This window comes from Nocardioides sp. S5-5, from assembly GCF_054954065.1.
Genome location: NZ_CP199913.1, coordinates 1,268,943 through 1,284,885, shown reverse-complemented (window position 1 = coordinate 1,284,885; position 15,943 = coordinate 1,268,943). Strand labels below are relative to the sequence as shown.

17 protein-coding genes and 1 tRNA gene are annotated in these 15,943 nt (G+C 71.5%); 11 read left to right on the top strand and 7 right to left on the bottom strand.

Annotation, left to right across the window (positions count from 1 at the left end; translation table 11 throughout):
• Positions 1–18: 18 nt before the first annotated feature.
• The 5 genes from ACUP6Y_RS06075 (at position 19) to ACUP6Y_RS06055 (ending at position 5,710) form a co-directional block, all read left to right on the top strand.
• On the top strand, positions 19–1,203 hold the full coding sequence (locus ACUP6Y_RS06075) for an alpha/beta fold hydrolase (protein WP_462554790.1): 1,185 nt from the start codon (positions 19–21) through the stop codon (positions 1,201–1,203).
• A complete protein-coding gene (locus ACUP6Y_RS06070) occupies positions 1,200–2,519 on the top strand; it encodes an MFS transporter (RefSeq protein ID WP_462554789.1) in 1,320 nt (439 codons plus the stop codon). Before ACUP6Y_RS06075 ends, ACUP6Y_RS06070 begins: the two co-directional genes overlap by 4 nt.
• Positions 2,500–3,933: a pyridoxal phosphate-dependent decarboxylase family protein gene (locus ACUP6Y_RS06065; RefSeq protein WP_462554788.1), complete on the top strand. Its 1,434-nt coding sequence runs from the start codon at positions 2,500–2,502 to the stop codon at positions 3,931–3,933. The genes ACUP6Y_RS06070 and ACUP6Y_RS06065 overlap by 20 nt, the downstream gene beginning before the upstream one ends.
• Before the next feature lie 256 nt (positions 3,934–4,189).
• Entirely contained in the window at positions 4,190–4,888 is a 699-nt protein-coding gene (locus tag ACUP6Y_RS06060) for a uracil-DNA glycosylase (RefSeq protein WP_462554787.1), read from the top strand.
• A gap of 42 nt (positions 4,889–4,930) precedes the next feature.
• The gene (locus tag ACUP6Y_RS06055; RefSeq protein WP_462554786.1) at positions 4,931–5,710 is read left to right on the top strand and encodes a dioxygenase family protein; all 780 of its coding nucleotides are present in this window, start codon (positions 4,931–4,933) and stop codon (positions 5,708–5,710) included.
• On the opposite strand, the gene ACUP6Y_RS06050 is transcribed toward ACUP6Y_RS06055, so the two are convergent.
• Positions 5,658–5,861, bottom strand: coding sequence for a hypothetical protein (locus tag ACUP6Y_RS06050; protein ID WP_462554785.1), 204 nt, complete (start codon positions 5,859–5,861; stop codon positions 5,658–5,660). The two genes, ACUP6Y_RS06055 and ACUP6Y_RS06050, sit on opposite strands and share 53 nt — an antisense overlap.
• Before the next feature lie 101 nt (positions 5,862–5,962).
• The gene (locus ACUP6Y_RS06045; protein ID WP_462554784.1) at positions 5,963–6,238 is read right to left on the bottom strand and encodes a MerR family transcriptional regulator; all 276 of its coding nucleotides are present in this window, start codon (positions 6,236–6,238) and stop codon (positions 5,963–5,965) included.
• A gap of 81 nt (positions 6,239–6,319) precedes the next feature.
• Here ACUP6Y_RS06045 and ACUP6Y_RS06040 point away from each other — a divergent pair, with 81 nt between their 5' ends.
• Entirely contained in the window at positions 6,320–6,757 is a 438-nt protein-coding gene (locus ACUP6Y_RS06040) for an Hsp20/alpha crystallin family protein (protein WP_462554783.1), read from the top strand.
• Positions 6,758–6,797: 40 nt separating this feature from the next.
• Here ACUP6Y_RS06040 and ACUP6Y_RS06035 read toward each other — a convergent pair whose 3' ends face one another.
• Complete coding sequence (locus ACUP6Y_RS06035; RefSeq protein WP_462554782.1) at positions 6,798–8,357, bottom strand: succinic semialdehyde dehydrogenase; 1,560 nt, start codon at positions 8,355–8,357, stop codon at positions 6,798–6,800.
• The gene (locus ACUP6Y_RS06030) at positions 8,354–10,009 is read right to left on the bottom strand and encodes a GMC family oxidoreductase (protein WP_462554781.1); all 1,656 of its coding nucleotides are present in this window, start codon (positions 10,007–10,009) and stop codon (positions 8,354–8,356) included. The genes ACUP6Y_RS06035 and ACUP6Y_RS06030 overlap by 4 nt, the downstream gene beginning before the upstream one ends.
• Before the next feature lie 109 nt (positions 10,010–10,118).
• Between ACUP6Y_RS06030 and pdxY the strand changes: the two genes are divergently transcribed.
• The 5 genes from pdxY to ACUP6Y_RS06005 all read left to right on the top strand — a co-directional run bounded on the left by pdxY (position 10,119) and on the right by ACUP6Y_RS06005 (position 13,017).
• On the top strand, positions 10,119–10,982 hold the full coding sequence (gene pdxY / locus ACUP6Y_RS06025) for a pyridoxal kinase PdxY (protein WP_462554780.1): 864 nt from the start codon (positions 10,119–10,121) through the stop codon (positions 10,980–10,982).
• Between the two features lie 31 nt (positions 10,983–11,013).
• Positions 11,014–11,088 (top strand) — tRNA-Thr (locus ACUP6Y_RS06020).
• An 85-nt stretch (positions 11,089–11,173) separates the two neighbouring features.
• Positions 11,174–11,329, top strand: a complete 156-nt coding sequence (locus ACUP6Y_RS06015) for a hypothetical protein (protein ID WP_462554778.1) — start codon at positions 11,174–11,176, stop codon at positions 11,327–11,329.
• 16 nt (positions 11,330–11,345) lie between these two features.
• On the top strand, positions 11,346–12,458 hold the full coding sequence (locus ACUP6Y_RS06010; RefSeq protein WP_462554777.1) for an ATP-dependent DNA ligase: 1,113 nt from the start codon (positions 11,346–11,348) through the stop codon (positions 12,456–12,458).
• A 31-nt stretch (positions 12,459–12,489) separates the two neighbouring features.
• Positions 12,490–13,017 (top strand): hypothetical protein, encoded by a 528-nt coding sequence (locus ACUP6Y_RS06005; protein WP_462554776.1) that lies wholly within the window; start codon positions 12,490–12,492, stop codon positions 13,015–13,017.
• Between the two features lie 31 nt (positions 13,018–13,048).
• On the opposite strand, the gene ACUP6Y_RS06000 is transcribed toward ACUP6Y_RS06005, so the two are convergent.
• From ACUP6Y_RS06000 to ACUP6Y_RS05990, 3 genes are read right to left on the bottom strand one after another with little or no spacing between them, the layout of a single operon-like run.
• Positions 13,049–14,131 (bottom strand): DNA polymerase domain-containing protein, encoded by a 1,083-nt coding sequence (locus tag ACUP6Y_RS06000; RefSeq protein WP_462554775.1) that lies wholly within the window; start codon positions 14,129–14,131, stop codon positions 13,049–13,051.
• 40 nt (positions 14,132–14,171) lie between these two features.
• A complete protein-coding gene (locus tag ACUP6Y_RS05995; RefSeq protein WP_462554774.1) occupies positions 14,172–14,366 on the bottom strand; it encodes a hypothetical protein in 195 nt (64 codons plus the stop codon).
• 14 nt (positions 14,367–14,380) lie between these two features.
• Complete coding sequence (locus ACUP6Y_RS05990; RefSeq protein ID WP_462554773.1) at positions 14,381–15,847, bottom strand: MFS transporter; 1,467 nt, start codon at positions 15,845–15,847, stop codon at positions 14,381–14,383.
• Positions 15,848–15,943: the final 96 nt, after the last annotated feature.

Genomic DNA, 15,943 nt, shown 5'->3' with positions numbered 1-15,943 from the left:
GCGCGGTAGCGTTCGGCCATGGATCTGGTGCCCCTGCGCTCGGTTCCGGGCGCCGGCCTGCTCCCCGCCCCGGACCAGGTCGTCGCTGCCGCGAGCAATGTCGCCCACAAGCTGCTCTACGGCGGCGTGGCCGACCTGCGCCCGATGCCGCGCACGCTCATCGACGACGGGACCCTGCGCGAGGTCTACCACTACCGCCCCTCGGGCCACGTGCAGGAGCACGGCGACCCGGTGCTGCTGGTGACGCCGCTCGCCGCGCCGTCGAGCTGCTACGACCTGCGCCGCGGCTGCTCGCTGGTCGAGCACTTCGTGACCGAGGGGCGGCCGACCTACCTCGTGGAGTACGGCGAGGTCTCCTTCCGCGACCGCAACCTCGGCATGGAGCACTGGGTCGACGAGGTGGTGCCGACCGCGATCCGCGAGGTGTCGGAGCACGCCGGCGGGCGCCCGGTCCACGTGATCGGCTGGTCGCTGGGCGGCATCTTCTCGCTGCTCGCCCTCGCCGACCGGCGCTCCGGCGAGCTGCCCGTCGCGTCACTGACGGTGGTCGGCTCGCCGATCGACATCTCGCAGGTGCCGCTGCTGGCGCCGTTCCGGCCACTGCTCAACCTGTTCAACGGCAACGGTCCGATCACCAGGGGCTACCAACTGCTCGGCGGGGCGCCGAAGCCACTGGTGAAGTGGGCCTTCCAGCTCACGGCCTTCCAGAAGCTGGTGACCAAGCCGATCGCGCTGGCGACCCACGTCGACGACCGCGAGTTCCTGGCGCAGATCGAGGCGGTCGACCACTTCACCGCCAACATGATCGCCTACCCGGGCCGCACCTTCGGCCAGCTCTACCACCGCTTCGCGAAGGGCAACCAGCTCGCCAGCGGCACCTTCGAGCTCGACGACCGGACCATCGCCCTCGACGAGATCACCGTGCCGGTGCTGGTGTTCGGCGGCGCCGCCGACGGCATCGCTCCCGTCCCGGCGGTGCGGGCCGTCGTGCCGATGCTCACCAAGTCGCCGGAGGTGCGCTTCGAGGTGGTGCCCGGCGGCCACCTCGGCATGCTGACCGGCCGCGCCGCCCGGACCACCACCTGGTTGGCGATGGACGAGTGGATCACCCAGTGGTCCACCGACAACCGGCCGGTCACGCCGATCGGCACGAACCGGAGGCGGCGGCACTCCTCGGCAGCCTCGCGAGCGCTCGGCAGGTGAGCCCGCGGATCGGGTACGGCGCGGGGTCGGTCGCCACCGGCGCGTTCGGCACCGTCCCCGGCCTGATGCTGCTGCCCTACCTGACCGACACCCTCGCCGTGCCGGCCCTGCTGGCGGGCGCGATCGTGTTCCTCCCGAAGGCGTGGGACGTCGTCCTCAACCCGGTGGCGGGACGGATCAGCGACCGCACCGTCGACCCGCGCGGACCGCGCCGGCCCTGGCTGCTGCGGGCCGGGCTGGCGCTGGGGATGTGCTTCGCCGTGCTGTTCGCGGGACCGGACCTCGGCTCGCGGGCGTTCGACACGGCCTGGGTGCTGGTCGCGTTCCTGGCCTGCGCGACGGCGTACGCCTTCTTCCAGGTCCCCTATGTCGCGATGCCGGCCGAGATCACCGACTCCTACGCCGAGCGCACCCGGCTGATGACCTGGCGGGTCGCGATCCTGGCGTTCACGATCCTGCTGGCCGGCGCCAGCGCTCCGGCGATCCGGGACGCGGTCGGCGGGCGCGACGGCTACCGCGTGATGGGCCTCGTGATGGCCGCGATCATCGTGACCGGCGCGCTGCTGGCCTACCGCGGCACCCGCGACGCCCGGATCGGCGAGGTGGCGCCCGGCCCCGGCACCCTGCGCGACCAGCTCCGCCTGGTGGCCGCGGCCCGGGACTTCCGGCTGCTGCTGGTGACCTTCGTCGTGCAGGCGCTCGCCACCGGCTGCATGCTGGCCGGCGTCGACTATCTCGCCGGCGACGTCCTCGAGCGCGACGGCGCGGCCACCCTCCTGTTCGTCTGCTTCGTCGGCCCCGCGCTGCTGCTGACGCCGGCCTGGGCGGCGCTCGGCGGGCGGATCGGCAAGAAGCGCGGGTACGTCGCGTCCTCGCTCGTGCTCGCCGTCGGCGCCGCGCTGGCGGTGCTCGCCGGGCACGCCCCCGCGGCCGTGGTGTTCGCCGCGGTCGGGCTGGTCGGCGTCGGGTACGCCGGCGTGCAGGTGTTCCCGATGGCGATGCTGCCGGACGCGGCGGCGGTCGACGCGCGTCGTACCGGATCGTCGCGGGTGGGCGTCTACACCGGCGTGTGGACCGCGGGCGAGACCCTCGGCCTGGCGCTGGGTCCCGGCCTGTTCGCGGTGGTGCTGGCGCTCGGGTCCTACCGGTCCAGCGCCAGCGGCGACGTCGTGCAGCCGGACTCGGCGGTCACCGCGATCACGCTCGGGTTCTCGGTGCTGCCGGCCCTGTTGGTGCTCGCGAGCCTGTGGTGGCTGCGCGGCTACGCACTCGACGAGAAGGAGGTCGACCGGACCGATGGCACCGTTGACGCCTGACCAGATCCGCGCGCGGCTCGCCGCGCTCCAGGCCGACGACCTGCCCGTCCACGGCGGCCGCACCCTCGCCTACGTCTACGACGCGGGGCTGGCCGAGGTCGACGCGTTGGCCCGTGAGGCGGTGGCCGCCTTCGCCGGCAGCAACGGCCTGGACCCGACGGCGTTCCCGAGCCTGCTGGCGATGGAGAACGACCTGGTGGCCTTCGTCCGCCCGCTCGTGGACGGTCCGTCGACCATGGTGGGCACCTTGACGTCGGGCGGGACCGAGTCGTGCCTGCTGGCGGTGCAGGGGGCGCGCGACGCCCGCCCGGAGATCGCGTCGCCGTCGATCGTCGTGCCCGACACCGTGCATGCGGCCTTCCACAAGGCCGGGCACTACTTCGGCGTGCGGGTGGTCGTGGTGCCGACCGGTCCCGACCACCGGGCGGACGCGGCGGCCATGGCGGCCGCCGTCGACGACACCACGGTGCTGATGGTGGCCAGCGCGCCGTCGTACGCCGACGGGGTGGTCGACCCGGTCCCGGCGATCGCAGCGGCCGCGACGGCTCGGGGCGTGCGCTGCCACGTCGACGCCTGCATCGGCGGCTGGGTGCTGCCGTACGCCGCCCGGCTGGGCCGCCCGGTCACGCCGTGGACGTTCGCGGTCGACGGCGTCACCTCGATCTCGACCGACCTGCACAAGTACGCCTACGCGCCGAAGGGCGCGTCCCTGCTGCTGCACCGGGACCCGGCGCTGCGCCGCCCGCAGTACTTCGCCCACGCCGGCTGGCCCGGCTACACCATGCTCAACGCCACGCTGCAGTCCACCCGCTCGGGCGGCCCGACGGCCGGCGCGTGGGCCACGGTGCGGGCGATCGGTGACGCCGGCTACCTCCGGCTGACCGAGCGAGCGCTGGCGGCGACGGACGCGATCGCCGCGGGGATCTCGGCGCTGTCCGGGCTCTCCCTCGTCGCCTCCCCCGAGTCGACGCTGGTCGCCGCGGTGGCTGCCGGCGACCTCGACGTCTTCACGGTCTGCGACGAGATGGGCGCCCGCGGCTGGTTCGTCCAGCCCCAGCTGTCCTACGGCGAGCGCCCACCCTCCCTGCACGTCGCGATCAGCGCGGCCACCGACCCGGCGGCCTTCCTCTCCGCCTTGGCAGAGTCGGTCGCGGCCGCACGCGAGGCCGGCCCGGTCCCCGTCGACCCCGGCGTCGCCGAGCTGCTGGGCACCCTCGACCCGGCGACCCTCGGCGACGCCGAGTTCGACCTGCTGCTCGCCGCCGGCGGGCTGGCCGGTGACGGCGGGCTGGGCCTGCCGGAGCGGATGGCGCCGGTCAACGCGCTGCTCGACGTGGCCCCGCCGGCCCTGCGCGAGGCGGTGCTGGTCGCCTTCTTGGACCGGCTCGCCCGGCCGTTCGCGCCCGGGACATAGTCCCAAAGGACTAACCGGTCCCGGCCGCGCTCCCGATTCGCGGCCCCCGCCGCGCTCCGTAGATTTCTCACTACCGACGCGGACCTCAGAGTCCGCTGGAGGGAGCCCCACCGGGATCCGGCACCCCGTTGCCGGGAACACACCCGGAGGACCGGGGGACTCGAGATCCGCGTCGGCGCCACGCCGCAGCCGGGTGCGGCGCCCCTGGGAGGGAGAGGGGCGCCGCCCGGCCCGCGGCCACGGATAGGGTTCGGCCGTGGGTGCTCTTCGTGGACTCGTCGACCAGGGCCTGATGGCCGCCGACTGGGCCGAGGCGCTGGCGCCGGTCGAGGACCGCGTCGCCGCCCTCGGGCAGTTCCTCCGCGCCGAGATCGCCGTGGGCCGTGCGTACCTGCCGGCCGGGGATCACGTCTTCCGCGCCTTCCGGCGACCGCTCGCCGACGTACGCGTCCTCATCGTGGGCCAGGACCCGTACCCCACGCCCGGGCATCCGATCGGCCTCAGCTTCGCCGTCGACCGCGGCGTGCGGCCGATCCCCCGCAGCCTGGCGAACATCTACCAGGAGCTCGGCAACGACGTCGGCTTCGTCTCCCCCGGCCACGGCGACCTCACCGGCTGGGCCGACCAGGGCGTGATGCTGCTCAACCGGGTGCTGACCGTGCGTCCCGGCGAGCCCGGCTCGCACCGCAACCAGGGCTGGGAGCACGTCACGGCGTGCGCGATCCAGGCCGTCGTACGACGGGCCGAGGCGGGCGCGCCGATCGCCGCCATCCTCTGGGGTCGCGACGCCCAGACCCTCAAGCCGCACCTCGGCCCGATCCCGTCGGTCGAGTCGCCGCACCCCTCGCCGCTGTCGGCCTCGCGCGGGTTCTTCGGGTCCCGGCCGTTCAGCCGGGTCAACGCGCTGCTCGTCGAGCGCGGCGCGCAGCCGGTCGACTGGTCCTTGCCTGCCTGACCGCTCCGGAATATAGTTGAACTCTCAACTATTGGAGTAGGTATGGACACCACCGCACGCATGCCGGCCCTCTACATCGGGCACGGCGCTCCTCCACTCCTCGACGACCCGCTGTGGTCGAGCCAGCTCGCCGCCTGGGCCGGCGACCTCCCGCGCCCGAAGGCGATCCTCATCGTCAGCGCGCACTGGGAGGCCGCACCGCTCTCGCTCACCGCGAGCGGCGTGCCCCTGGTCTACGACTTCGGCGGGTTCGCGCCGAGGTACTACCGGATGACCTACGAGACGCCCGACGCCACGGCGCTCGCCGCCCGGGTGGCCGCGATGATGCCGAAGACGGAGCCGATCCACCAGCACGCCTCGCGCGGGCTCGACCACGGCGCGTGGGTGCCGCTCAAGGTCATGTATCCCGACGCCGACATCCCGGTCCTGCAGATGTCGATGCCCACCCACGACCCGGGCCGGCTGATGGAGATCGGGCGCCGGCTGCGGCCGCTGCGCGACGAGGGCGTGCTGGTCATCGGCTCCGGCTTCCTCACCCACGGCCTGCCGTTCCTGACCTCGTGGCAGATCGACGCCGACGCCCCGGGCTGGTCGACCGACTTCGACGCGTGGGCCGGCGAGGCGATGGCGCGCGGCGACATCGACGAGCTGGCGGCGTACCGCGACAAGGCACCGGGCATGCCCTTCGCCCACCCGACGGTCGAGCACTACACGCCGCTGTTCGTCACCCTCGGTGCCGCCACGGACGCGGGCGAGCCCGGCGAGCAGGTCATCGACGGGTTCTGGATGGGGCTGTCGAAGCGCTCGCTGCAGGTGGCCTGACCACGACCACGGCGGGCTCAGCGGCGCGCAGCTCGGCCAGGCCGCGGCGGGCCATCATGATCACGGAGAGCACGAAGGCCGCCGCGAGGCCGAGCAGCACGAGCGACAAGGCACCGATCGCAACGAGCAGAGTGGTGAGGATGTCGGCCATGGTGGGCTCCTTCGTCATCGACTGATCGACTGATGACGTCCACGCTCCCCCGCCCACGTGTGCCACAGCGCGGAGACGCCTGTGGAGTCGCTGTGACCGGCTCAGCGAGCGGCCCGCAGCCGGGCCACCTCGGCCTCGAGCTCCAGCACCCGCGCGATGCCGGCCAGGTTGAGGCCCTCGGCGAGCAGGTCGCGGATCCGGTGCAGAACCTCGATGTCGGCCCGGCTGTAGAGGCGGGTGCCGCCCTCGCTGCGCGCCGGCTCGAGCAGGCCCCGGCGCTCGTACACGCGGATGTTCTGGATCCGCAGCGACGTCAGGTCGGCCGCGACCGAGATGGCGAAGACCCCCCGACTCCACTCGCGATCCCCTTGATTCATGGGACCAGATTATCTATAACAATCAGTGCAGATCCACTGCACCGGCCGCGCGGCCGGACCATCCGAAGGGAGACACACGTCATGTTGCTGCGCACCACCGACCCGTTCCGCGACTTCGACCGGCTCGCGGGCCAGCTCCTGGGCTCCGGCTGGGGGACGACGAACCGTCCCGCCGTGATGCCCATGGATGCCTGGCGCCAGGGCGACGAGTTCGTCGTCGAGCTCGACCTGCCGGGAGCGCGCCGCGAGAGCATCGACATCGACGTCGAGCGCAATGTGCTGACCGTCCGCGCCGAGCGCGTCGCCGGCAATGGCGACTGGCAGCGGCTGGCATCGGAGCGGACGCACGGCCAGTTCTCGCGCCAGCTCGTCCTCGGCGACAACCTCGACCTCGAGCGCATCGACGCCAGCTACGACAACGGCGTGCTGCGCCTGGTCATCCCGGTGGCCGAGAGGGCGAAGCCGCGCAAGATCGACCTCAGCGGCGCGAAGCCCGCCGCCGAGGCGATCGAGGCCTGACCTCGAGCACCCGCAGGGGGCTCCGCGTCCGCGGCGCGGGTCAGCGGACGCGGAGCCTGCGCATCAACTTGAGCGAGCTCAGCATCTGCTTGACGTAGGCGTCGTAGCCCTGGCCGGGCCGCGGCCCCATGACCTGCTTCTTGAGCACGGCGACGTTCTTGGCGTCGGTGTACTTCAGCAGGCCCTGGTCGCCGTGCCGGGCGCCGACGCCGGAGCTCTTCACGCCGCCCGAGGGCGAGCCCTTCGAGGCGTACGCCGTCGCGAGCGCGTCGTTGATGTTGACGTTGCCGGACTCGATCCGCGCGGCCACGGCCTCGGCGCGGGCGAGGTCGCCGCTCCAGACCGAGGCGTTGAGGCCGTAGTCGGTGTCGTTGGCGAGGCGGATCGCCTCGTCGACGGTGCGGTACGGATAGAGCGCGACGACCGGGCCGAAGGTCTCGGTGCGGCCGGCGAGCATGTCCTGGGTGACGCCCTCGAGCACGGTCGGCTCGAAGAAGGCGGGGCCGATGTCGGGCCGCGCGCGGCCGCCGGTGAGCACGGTCGCGCCCTGGGCGACGGCGTCCTCGACGTGGGAGGCGACCCGGTCGCGGTGGTCGGGACTGACCAGGGAGCCGATCTCCGGGCCGAAGTCGTACGCCGCGCCGATCACCAGGCTCGCGGCCCGCTCCACGAACGCCGACCTCAGCTCGTCGTACCGGCTCTCGGGCAGGTAGATCCGCTCGATGTGCATGCAGATCTGGCCGGTGTTGCCGAAGACGCCGAAGAGCGCGGACTCGACCCACTCCGCCACGTTGACGTCGTCGAGGACGATCATCGGGTTCTTGCCGCCGAGCTCGAGGCAGCAGCCGATCAGGTTGCGGCCGGCGCGCTCGCCGATCACCCGTCCGGTCGCGGTGGAGCCGGTGAACATGACGTAGTCGGCGTTGTCGATCAAGGTCGGGCCGATGTCGGGGCCCTCGCCGCAGACGACCTGGAACAGGCCCTTCGGGAGACCGGCCTCCTCGAGAAGCGAGATCCCGTAGAGCGGCGACAGGGCGGTCTTGTTGTCCGGCTTGACCACGACGGCGTTGCCGGCGATCAAGGCGGGGACGGCGTCGGAGAGGCCGGTCGCGAACGGGAAGTTCCACGGCGCGATGATGCCGACGACGCCCTTGGGGACGCGCACCTCCGTCGAGCCGGACACGATCGGCACCGGTCCGCCGTGCTTCCTCGGGGCGAGCAGCCGCTTCGCGCGCTTGAGGTAGTACGACATCACCATCGGCGGGTCGCAGGTCTCCTCGATCGCCATCCGCCGGTTCTTGCCGCTCTCGACCTGGATCAGGTCGGCGGTGGTGTGGGCGTGGTCGACGAGCAGCGTGTGCGCGCGGTCGAAGATCTCCAGCCGCTTGGCGACCGGCCACTGGGCCCAGAGCGCCTGCGCGGCGCGGGCCTTCGCGAAGGCGTCCTCGATGTCCTCCGGGGTCGACTGCGGGAGCTCGACGAGCACCTCGCCGGTGTAGACCTCGGTCAGCTTCCACGTGGCGCCGGAGCGGCCGGGCACCCGCGCGACCAGGCGCTCGAGCAGCTCGTCGGTGACCGAGGCGGGGCGCGTCGTACTCACCACGTCACGCCGCCCAGGATGATCTCGGCGGCCTTCTCGCCGATCATGTAGCAGGGCGCGTTGGTGTTGCCGCCGGTGATGCTCGGCATGATCGAGGCGTCCGCGACGCGCAGGCCCTCGATGCCGCGGACCTTGAGGTCCGGCGTGACGACGGCGCGCTGGTCGACGCCCATCCGGCAGGTGCCGACGCCGTGGTAGACCGACGTGGAGCGGTTCTTGAGCGCGACCCGCAGCTCCTTGCCGTTGGGGACCTGTGGCCCGGGGTGGATCTCCTCCTTGACCCCACCGCCGAACGCGGCCGACGCCATGATCTCGCGGATCATCTCGGTGCCCTCGGCGAGCACCTCGACGTCGGCCGGGTCGGTGAAGAAGCCGTAGTCGATGAGCGGCGCGGCGGTCGGGTCGGCCGAGGCCAGGCGCAGGGTGCCGCGGCTCTTCGGGTAGATCAGCGTCGAGAAGACCGTGAGCGACGGCCGGCCGTCGGGGATGTGCCGGATCGGCTCGTCCTGGTTGGGGCTCGGGTAGGCCCACGGCAGCATGTGCAGCTGGATGTCCGGTACGTCGGTGGCCATCGAGCTGCGGATGAAGCCGACGGACTCGAAGACCGAGTTGTCGAGGAACGAGCCGCCCCGGGTCAGGTCGCGGGCCATCCCCTTGACGAAGGTCCAGGCGTTGCCGCGGTACCTCACGCTCGGGACGTGGAACGACAGCGGGTGGAACAGGTGGTCGTGCAGGTTGTCGCCGACCGGCAGGTCCGCGACGCAGTCGATGCCGACGCTGGCGAGGTGGTCGGCGTGACCGATGCCGGAGAGCATGAGCAGCTGAGGGCTGTTGGCGAAGCCGGCAGAGACGATGACCTCCTTGCCGGCCTTGATGAACCGGCGAGTGCCCCCGCTCTTGCCCTGGTCGATGACCTCGACGCCGGTGGCCCGGCCGTTCTCGACGACGATCTTGGCGACGTGGACCTCGGTCTGGAACTCGAGGGTGCGCGGCGCCAGGTGGTGGACGTAGCCGCGCGTCGAGGAGTAGCGCAGACCGTCGGCAGCGTTCTGCTGCATCCGGGCGATGCCCTCCTGCTCGGCGGCGTTGTAGTCGTCGAGGACCTTGACGCCGAGGGTGTCGGCGGTGGCCTGGATGAACTGGAGGCTGGCCTCCTGCGGCGTCTTGTTGCGGGTGATCTTGATCGGGCCACCGGCGCCGCGGTAGGCGTTCTCGCCATCCTCGAAGTCCTCGTAGCGCTTGAACGCCTCGTTGACCTCGTCGGCACCCCAGCCCTCGTTGCCCTCAGCTGCCCAGGAGTCGTAGTTGGCGCGGTTGCCGCGCACGTAGACCATGCCGTTGACCGAGCTCGAGCCGCCGCCGACCTTGCCGCGCGGGGCCGGCATCCGCCGTCCGTCGAGACCGGGCTGCGGCACCGAGCGGTAGCCCCAGTCGAAGAGCCGCTCGAGCTTGGGCTCGGAGTGCATCGGGCCGATCATGCCGGGCTTCTTGGTGAAGTAGCCGTGCATGCCCTTGTCGTCGGACCTGCCGGCCTCGAGCAGGATCACGCTCGCGCCGGACTGGGCGAGCCGCCCGGCCACGATCGACCCGGAGCTGCCCGAGCCGACCACCACGTAGTCGGCTTCGTTGGAGTGTGGCGCGCGCTTGGCCATGCGGTGGTCCCATCCTTCGCTCGAGTGACCGGGGTCGTCGGGCCCGGCCGGCTCACTGTAACGCGTTCTAGTTTCCTCACGAAAGTGTTTCGTTTGCGAGAATGTCCCGGTGCGGATCCTGTCCATCCAGTCCTCGGTCGCCTACGGCCACGTCGGCAACTCCGCGGCGGTCTTCCCGCTGCAGCGCCTCGGCCACGAGGTGTGGCCGGTGTTCACCGTCCACTTCTCCAACCACACCGGGTACGGCGCCTGGCGCGGCCCCCTGCTCACACCCTCCGACGTGGCCGACGTGATCACGGGGATCGAGGAGCGCGGCGTGCTCGCCTCCTGCGACGCCGTGCTCTCCGGCTACCAGGGCTCCCCCGCCGTGGCCGCCGTGATCGTGGACGCCGTGCGCAAGGTGAAGGCAGCGAACCCCGCGGCGACGTACACCTGCGACCCGGTGATGGGCAACGCCAAGTCGGGCTGCTTCGTGAACCCGGAGATCCCGCCCATCATCCGCTCCTCGGTCGTCCCGGTCGCCGACATCCTCACCCCCAACCAGTTCGAGCTGGGCTTCATCACGGGCCGCGACGCACTGTCGGGTCCGTCGTCCCTCGAGGAGATCCTCGGGGCGGCCGACGAGGTCCGGGCCCTCGGGCCGGCCACGGTGCTGGTCACCTCGGTCGAGCGCCTCGGCGCCCCTGACGACGTGATCGAGATGATCGCCGTCACCGCCGACGGAGCCTGGACGGTGCAGACCCCCCGCCTGCCCATGAAGGCCAACGGCTCCGGCGACATCACCGCCGCGCTCTTCACCGCCCACCTGCACACCACGGGCTCGGCGCCCCTTGCGCTGGGGCGCACCGTCGCGTCGGTGTACGACGTGCTCGCGGCCACGCTGGAGTCGGGCGAGCGGGAGCTGCGGCTGATCGCGGCGCAGGACGCGATCGCCGTACCGGACGAGCGGTTCGAGGTCACGCAGCTTCGCTAGGATGACGCCGTCGCTCGCCTCGCGGGCGCACGCCGCCTTAGCTCAGGGGTAGAGCATCCGCCTTGTAAGCGGTGTTGCGTCGGTTCGATTCCGACAGGCGGCTCCACACTGTCGGAACCTCTTCGTAGCGTCCGTTCCTCGGCGTCCTCGGGTTCGAGGTCAAGTCCGCATCCCGCGCCACCAACGAGGACTTGAAGGGCCTGCGACAGCTCCGCGACCTGCTCGGGGACTCGTTCATCGGCGGGGTCGTCTTCTACACCGGAGCCCGCAGCTACGCCTACGACGACCGCCTTCACGTCCTGCCGATCGACCGGCTCTGGCGCGAGCCCGCCGTCGCCGACGCATGACCGTAGGCTGGCAGCCGTGGACCTCCCCGTGCTGCCGCCCGTCCTGCCGATGCTCGCGAAGGCCGTGTCCGGCGTACCCGACCCGGCGAAGTACGACGACCAGGGCCTCAGCTTCGAGCCCAAGTGGGACGGCTTCCGGTGCATCGTGTTCCGCGACGGCGACGAGGTGGAGCTGGCGAGCCGCAACACCAAGCCGCTGACCCGCTACTTCCCCGAGCTGGTCGAGGCGATGCGGGCCGAGCTGCCCGAGCGGTGCGTGCTCGACGGGGAGATCTTCGTGGCACTCGACGGCGAGGACGGGAAGGGCCGACTGCAGTTCGAGGTGCTGCAGGAGCGGATCCACCCGGCGGCGTCGCGGATCAACCTACTGGCCGAGCAGACGCCGGCGGACTTCGTGGCGTTCGACCTGCTCGCCCTGGACGACACCTCCTACGTGGAGCGGCCGTTCGCCGAGCGGCGCGCGGCGCTCGAGGAGGCGCTCGCCCACCTGAAGGCCGACCAGGGCCGGTGCCACCTCACCCGGACCAGCACCGACCCGGCGGTGGCCGAGGAGTGGTTCCGCCGGTTCGAGGGGGCCGGGCTGGACGGCGTGGTGGCCAAGCCGCTGAGCGCGCCGTACGCCCCGAACGCCCGCACCATGCTCAAGATCAAGCACGAGCGCACCGCCGACGTGGTGCTGGCCGGCTACCGCGAGCACAAGACGAGCACCCCCGAGAGGCCGCTGATCGGCAGCCTCCTCCTGGGGCTGTACGACGGCGGCGAGCTCCAGCACATCGGCGTCAGCGCCAGCTTCACGGCCACGCGGCGCGCCGAGCTCTGGCACGAGCTGCAGCCGCTGGTCGTGCCGATCGAGGAGCACCCCTGGGGACGCTGGCAGGAGTTCCTCGTGGCCAATCCCGGCCGCCAGCCGGGCACCCAGAGCCGGTGGAGCCAGGGCAAGGACCTGTCCTTCACGCCGCTGCGTCCCGAGCGTGTCATCGAGGTCAAGTACGACGCCATGGAGGGCCGTCGGTTCCGCCACACGGCCCACTTCAAGCGCTGGCGCGAGGACCGCGACCCGGAGTCGTGCGGCTACGACCAGCTCGAGCAGCCGGTGCGCTACGACCTCGCGGACGTGCTCGGGGGCTGACGCGCGACCAGCGGACCGGCAGGATGGTGCCATGAGCACCGCGCCCCGCGAGGAACCGTACGCCGTCGTCCTGCTCATCGAGCAGGCGCTCACCGCCGCCGATGCCGCCCAGGTCCGCGGCCTGCACCAGGAGCTGGACGACGACCCGACGATCGAGGTGCAGTACCACGTGCTGCTGCCGATGGCCGATGCCGCCGCCGCCGTCGAGGCCTCGCTCGGGGTCATCGGCGGCGCCGACCTGATCGCGCCCCCGATCACACCGTCGCCCGACGAGATCGAGCGGCTGCGGGGCGAGTACCGCGACCAGGCCGAGCGGGACCTGGCGACGACCCGCGAGGTCCTCGTGGCGGCCGGCGCGATCATCGGCTCCATGTCGATCGTCACCGAGCCGCCGGTCGACGCCCTCATCGGCAAGGTCAAGGAGGTCGACGGCCGGGAGTCGATCATCCTCACCCGCCCTCACCTGGTCGCCGAGTTCTTCCACGTCGACTGGACCTCGCGCGCCCGCCGCAAGCTCGGCGTCCCCGTGCTCCACCTGCTGGAGCACGAGGAGTCGTAGCGCCGCGGGCCCGGAACGTCGTGCGCGGGCTCTAGACCCGGTTGCCCTGCTCGTCCCAGTGCTCGGCGACCTTCTTGCTCGGCTGCACACGCGGAGGCTCCCCAGGCATCTTCGGATGATCTGGTGGGAAGTTCAGTTCCCCTCCCGGCAGGGTCTCCCACAACTGCAGCAGAGGATCGAGTGAGTGCGCGACCTCATCGATCTCGGACCAGGGGTCACCGTCCGAGAGAAAGTCGGGGACTGAGAACAGGTTGAACTCCCGAGCATCCTCGACCTCGGCCAGCTGCTCCCACGTCACCGGCGTGCTGACTGGGGCGCCCGGCTTCGGCCTCAACGACCAAGCACCCGCCACTGTCCTGTCTCGCAGGTTCTGATTGAAGTCCAGGAAGACTGACCTCGCCGGACGTTCCTCCTTCCACCACTTCGTCGTGGCACCGACGTCCCGCCGTTCGAGCTCTCTTCCGAGCCCGATGGCTGCATGCCGGACCTCTTCGAACCCGTACCGCGGCTCGATCCGAACGTAGATGTGGATTCCTCGGTTGCCGCTGGTCTTGGCAAAGCCGCGTAGACCGAGTTCGTCAAGCAGTTCGCGTGTCGCCTCGGCGACGCGCTGCGCGTCCTTGAAGGTCGCGCCCTCCTGAGGATCCAGGTCAACGCGGAACTCGTCGGGGTGCTCGACGTCAGACGCTCGAACGGCCCAGGGGTGAAAGGTCAGGGTTCCCATGTGCGCTGCCCACACTGCTGCAGCCGGTTCGCTGAGGCGCAGCTCGTCGATGGGACGGCCATTGGGCGTGGTGACGCGACAGGTCTCGATCCACTCGGGGGCTCCCTTGGGCAGCCGTTTTGAGTAGAAGCCATCTCCCTGCTGCTGGCCCATGGGGCCGACCGACAGGGTCATGCCTTCTCGCCACCCGCCAGGCCACCTCTCCAGCGCCACAGGGCGGTTCCCGTTGGCAAGCATGAAGGCATCAGCGACCTCGGCGAAGTACTCGCAGACCTGGAGCTTCGTGACCTCCGCTGTGCGGTCGGTGGCCTCATAGACAATGCGGTCAGGGCTTGAGACGCGAACCTCCCGCTCTCCTACAACGACGTGCGCGGCGGGCGTCTTGGCCATGGTCCCAACCTAATCGTTCGCAAGCGTCGCGGAGCGCGACTCAGCCGATGCGCTCATGTCGCCAGCGCCTGCTCGCCCGCATCGGGCCGGCACCGACCGCGACGACGTACTCGGCGACCATCAGCTTGGTGACCTCGCGCGTGCGCTCGGTCGCCTCGTAGATCACCCGGTCCGGGCTGGACACCCGGACCTCGCGGTCGCCTGCCTGGACCATCGCCGCCGCGGTCTTCGCCATGCGGGGAGCCTAGATCAGTGCTCGTCGGTCGACCGGGAGGCGGTGAGGGTGCGCCCACCGATGACGGTGATGACGGCGACCAGGCCGGCCAGGATCGCGAATCCGATCCGCTGGCTGTGCAGGAACTCGTCCACCACCGCCTGGCTCCAGCGTCCCGTCGGCAGCGAGCTGCCCATGACGGCGGCGGTGACGGTGCCGACCACGGCGACGCCGAAGACGTTGCCGATCTCCTGGGCGGTGTCGTTGAGCGCCGAGCCGATGCCGGTGTGGTCCTCGGGCAGCGCCTCGATCAGGGCGACCGCCGAGGTCGTCATCACCATCCGCATCGCCACGGCGAGCAGCAGCATGCCGGCAGCGAAGACCGGGTAGCCGGCGCTGAGCGCGACGTACTCGACGGCGAGGGCGACCAGGAGCGACGTACTGCCGACCAGGGCGGTGGTCCGGTGCCCGAAGCGGTCGACGAGGGCGTCGGTGAGCGGCCCGGACACGAACATGCCGGCGACCATCGGCAGCGTGCCGAGCCCGGCCTGCAGCGGCGCCCAGCCCCACGCGAACTGGAACAGCTGGGTCGCGGCGAACATGACGCCGATCATCGCGACCATCACACCGGTCTGCAGGATCGCGCTGCCGCGCACGGTACGCCGGGCGAGCAGGTGCAGGTCCAGCATCGGGTCCGCGGCAGTCCGCTCGCGCAGCACGAAGCCGATGCCGGCCGCCAGCGCGCCGAGCGCCGTGGCCAGGGTGACGGGCGAGGTCCAGCCCTCGTCGACCCCGAGCGTGAGGGCGAACAGGCCCAGGCCGAGCATCGCGACGGACAGCGCCGCGCCGGGCAGGTCCGCGCCACCGGTACGACGCTCGGCCGGGTCGTCGACGGGGATCCCGCGCGCGACTCCCCACCATGCGATCGCGGCGACCGGCGCGTTGACGACGAGCAGCGCCTGCCACGGCAGGTGGGTGACGGCGAGTCCGCCGAGGACCGGGCCGACCATGACGCCGATCATCGCGACGCTGACGATGAGACCGATGGCGCGACGACGCAGGGCGTCGTCGTCGAAGAGCCGGAAGACCAGCGACATGGTGCCGGGCGCGATCAGGGCGGCGAACACGCCGCACAGGGCGCGGACCGCGATCAGGTGCCACGGCTCGGTGGCGAACACGACCAGCGTGGAGGCCAGCCCGAAGCCGGCGATGCCGGCGAGCAGCATCCGGCGCCGGCCCAGCTTGTCGCCGAGCGTGCCGCCGACCATCAGCAGCCCGCCGAAGGTCAGCGAGTAGGCGCCGACGATCCACTGCAGGCCGGTCGGGCCCACGACGAGGTCGCGGCCGATCGTCGGCAGGGCGACGGACAGCACGGAGTTGTCGACCATCTCCACGAGCATGGTCAGGCACAGGGCGAGGATCGCCGGCGCGGCGGCGCGGAGCGTGGTGGGCTTCGCGGCCCGCGTGGTGGTGGGCGTCGATGACGCGGTGGTGGCGCTCATGACGGCCTCCCTTCGGGGACGAGGGTGATCGAACAGCGTTCGACTCGAACACTGTTCGAGAATAGAACGTTGTTCGAGAATGTCAAGTCCCCCTAG

Bases quoted from the DNA above. Each gene is read 5' to 3' on its own strand.
- ACUP6Y_RS06075 (WP_462554790.1), top strand. From the start codon at position 19: ATGGATCTGGTGCCCCTGCGCTCGGTTCCGGGCGCCGGCCTGCTCCCC.
- ACUP6Y_RS06065 (WP_462554788.1), top strand. From the start codon at position 2,500: ATGGCACCGTTGACGCCTGACCAGATCCGCGCGCGGCTCGCCGCGCTC.
- ACUP6Y_RS06055 (WP_462554786.1), top strand. From the start codon at position 4,931: ATGGACACCACCGCACGCATGCCGGCCCTCTACATCGGGCACGGCGCT.
- ACUP6Y_RS06050 (WP_462554785.1), bottom strand. From the start codon at position 5,861: ATGGCCGACATCCTCACCACTCTGCTCGTTGCGATCGGTGCCTTGTCG.
- ACUP6Y_RS06045 (WP_462554784.1), bottom strand. From the start codon at position 6,238: ATGAATCAAGGGGATCGCGAGTGGAGTCGGGGGGTCTTCGCCATCTCG.
- ACUP6Y_RS06040 (WP_462554783.1), top strand. From the start codon at position 6,320: ATGTTGCTGCGCACCACCGACCCGTTCCGCGACTTCGACCGGCTCGCG.
- ACUP6Y_RS06030 (WP_462554781.1), bottom strand. From the start codon at position 10,009: ATGGCCAAGCGCGCGCCACACTCCAACGAAGCCGACTACGTGGTGGTC.
- ACUP6Y_RS06005 (WP_462554776.1), top strand. From the start codon at position 12,490: ATGAGCACCGCGCCCCGCGAGGAACCGTACGCCGTCGTCCTGCTCATC.
- ACUP6Y_RS06000 (WP_462554775.1), bottom strand. From the start codon at position 14,131: ATGGCCAAGACGCCCGCCGCGCACGTCGTTGTAGGAGAGCGGGAGGTT.
- ACUP6Y_RS05995 (WP_462554774.1), bottom strand. From the start codon at position 14,366: ATGGCGAAGACCGCGGCGGCGATGGTCCAGGCAGGCGACCGCGAGGTC.
- ACUP6Y_RS05990 (WP_462554773.1), bottom strand. From the start codon at position 15,847: ATGAGCGCCACCACCGCGTCATCGACGCCCACCACCACGCGGGCCGCG.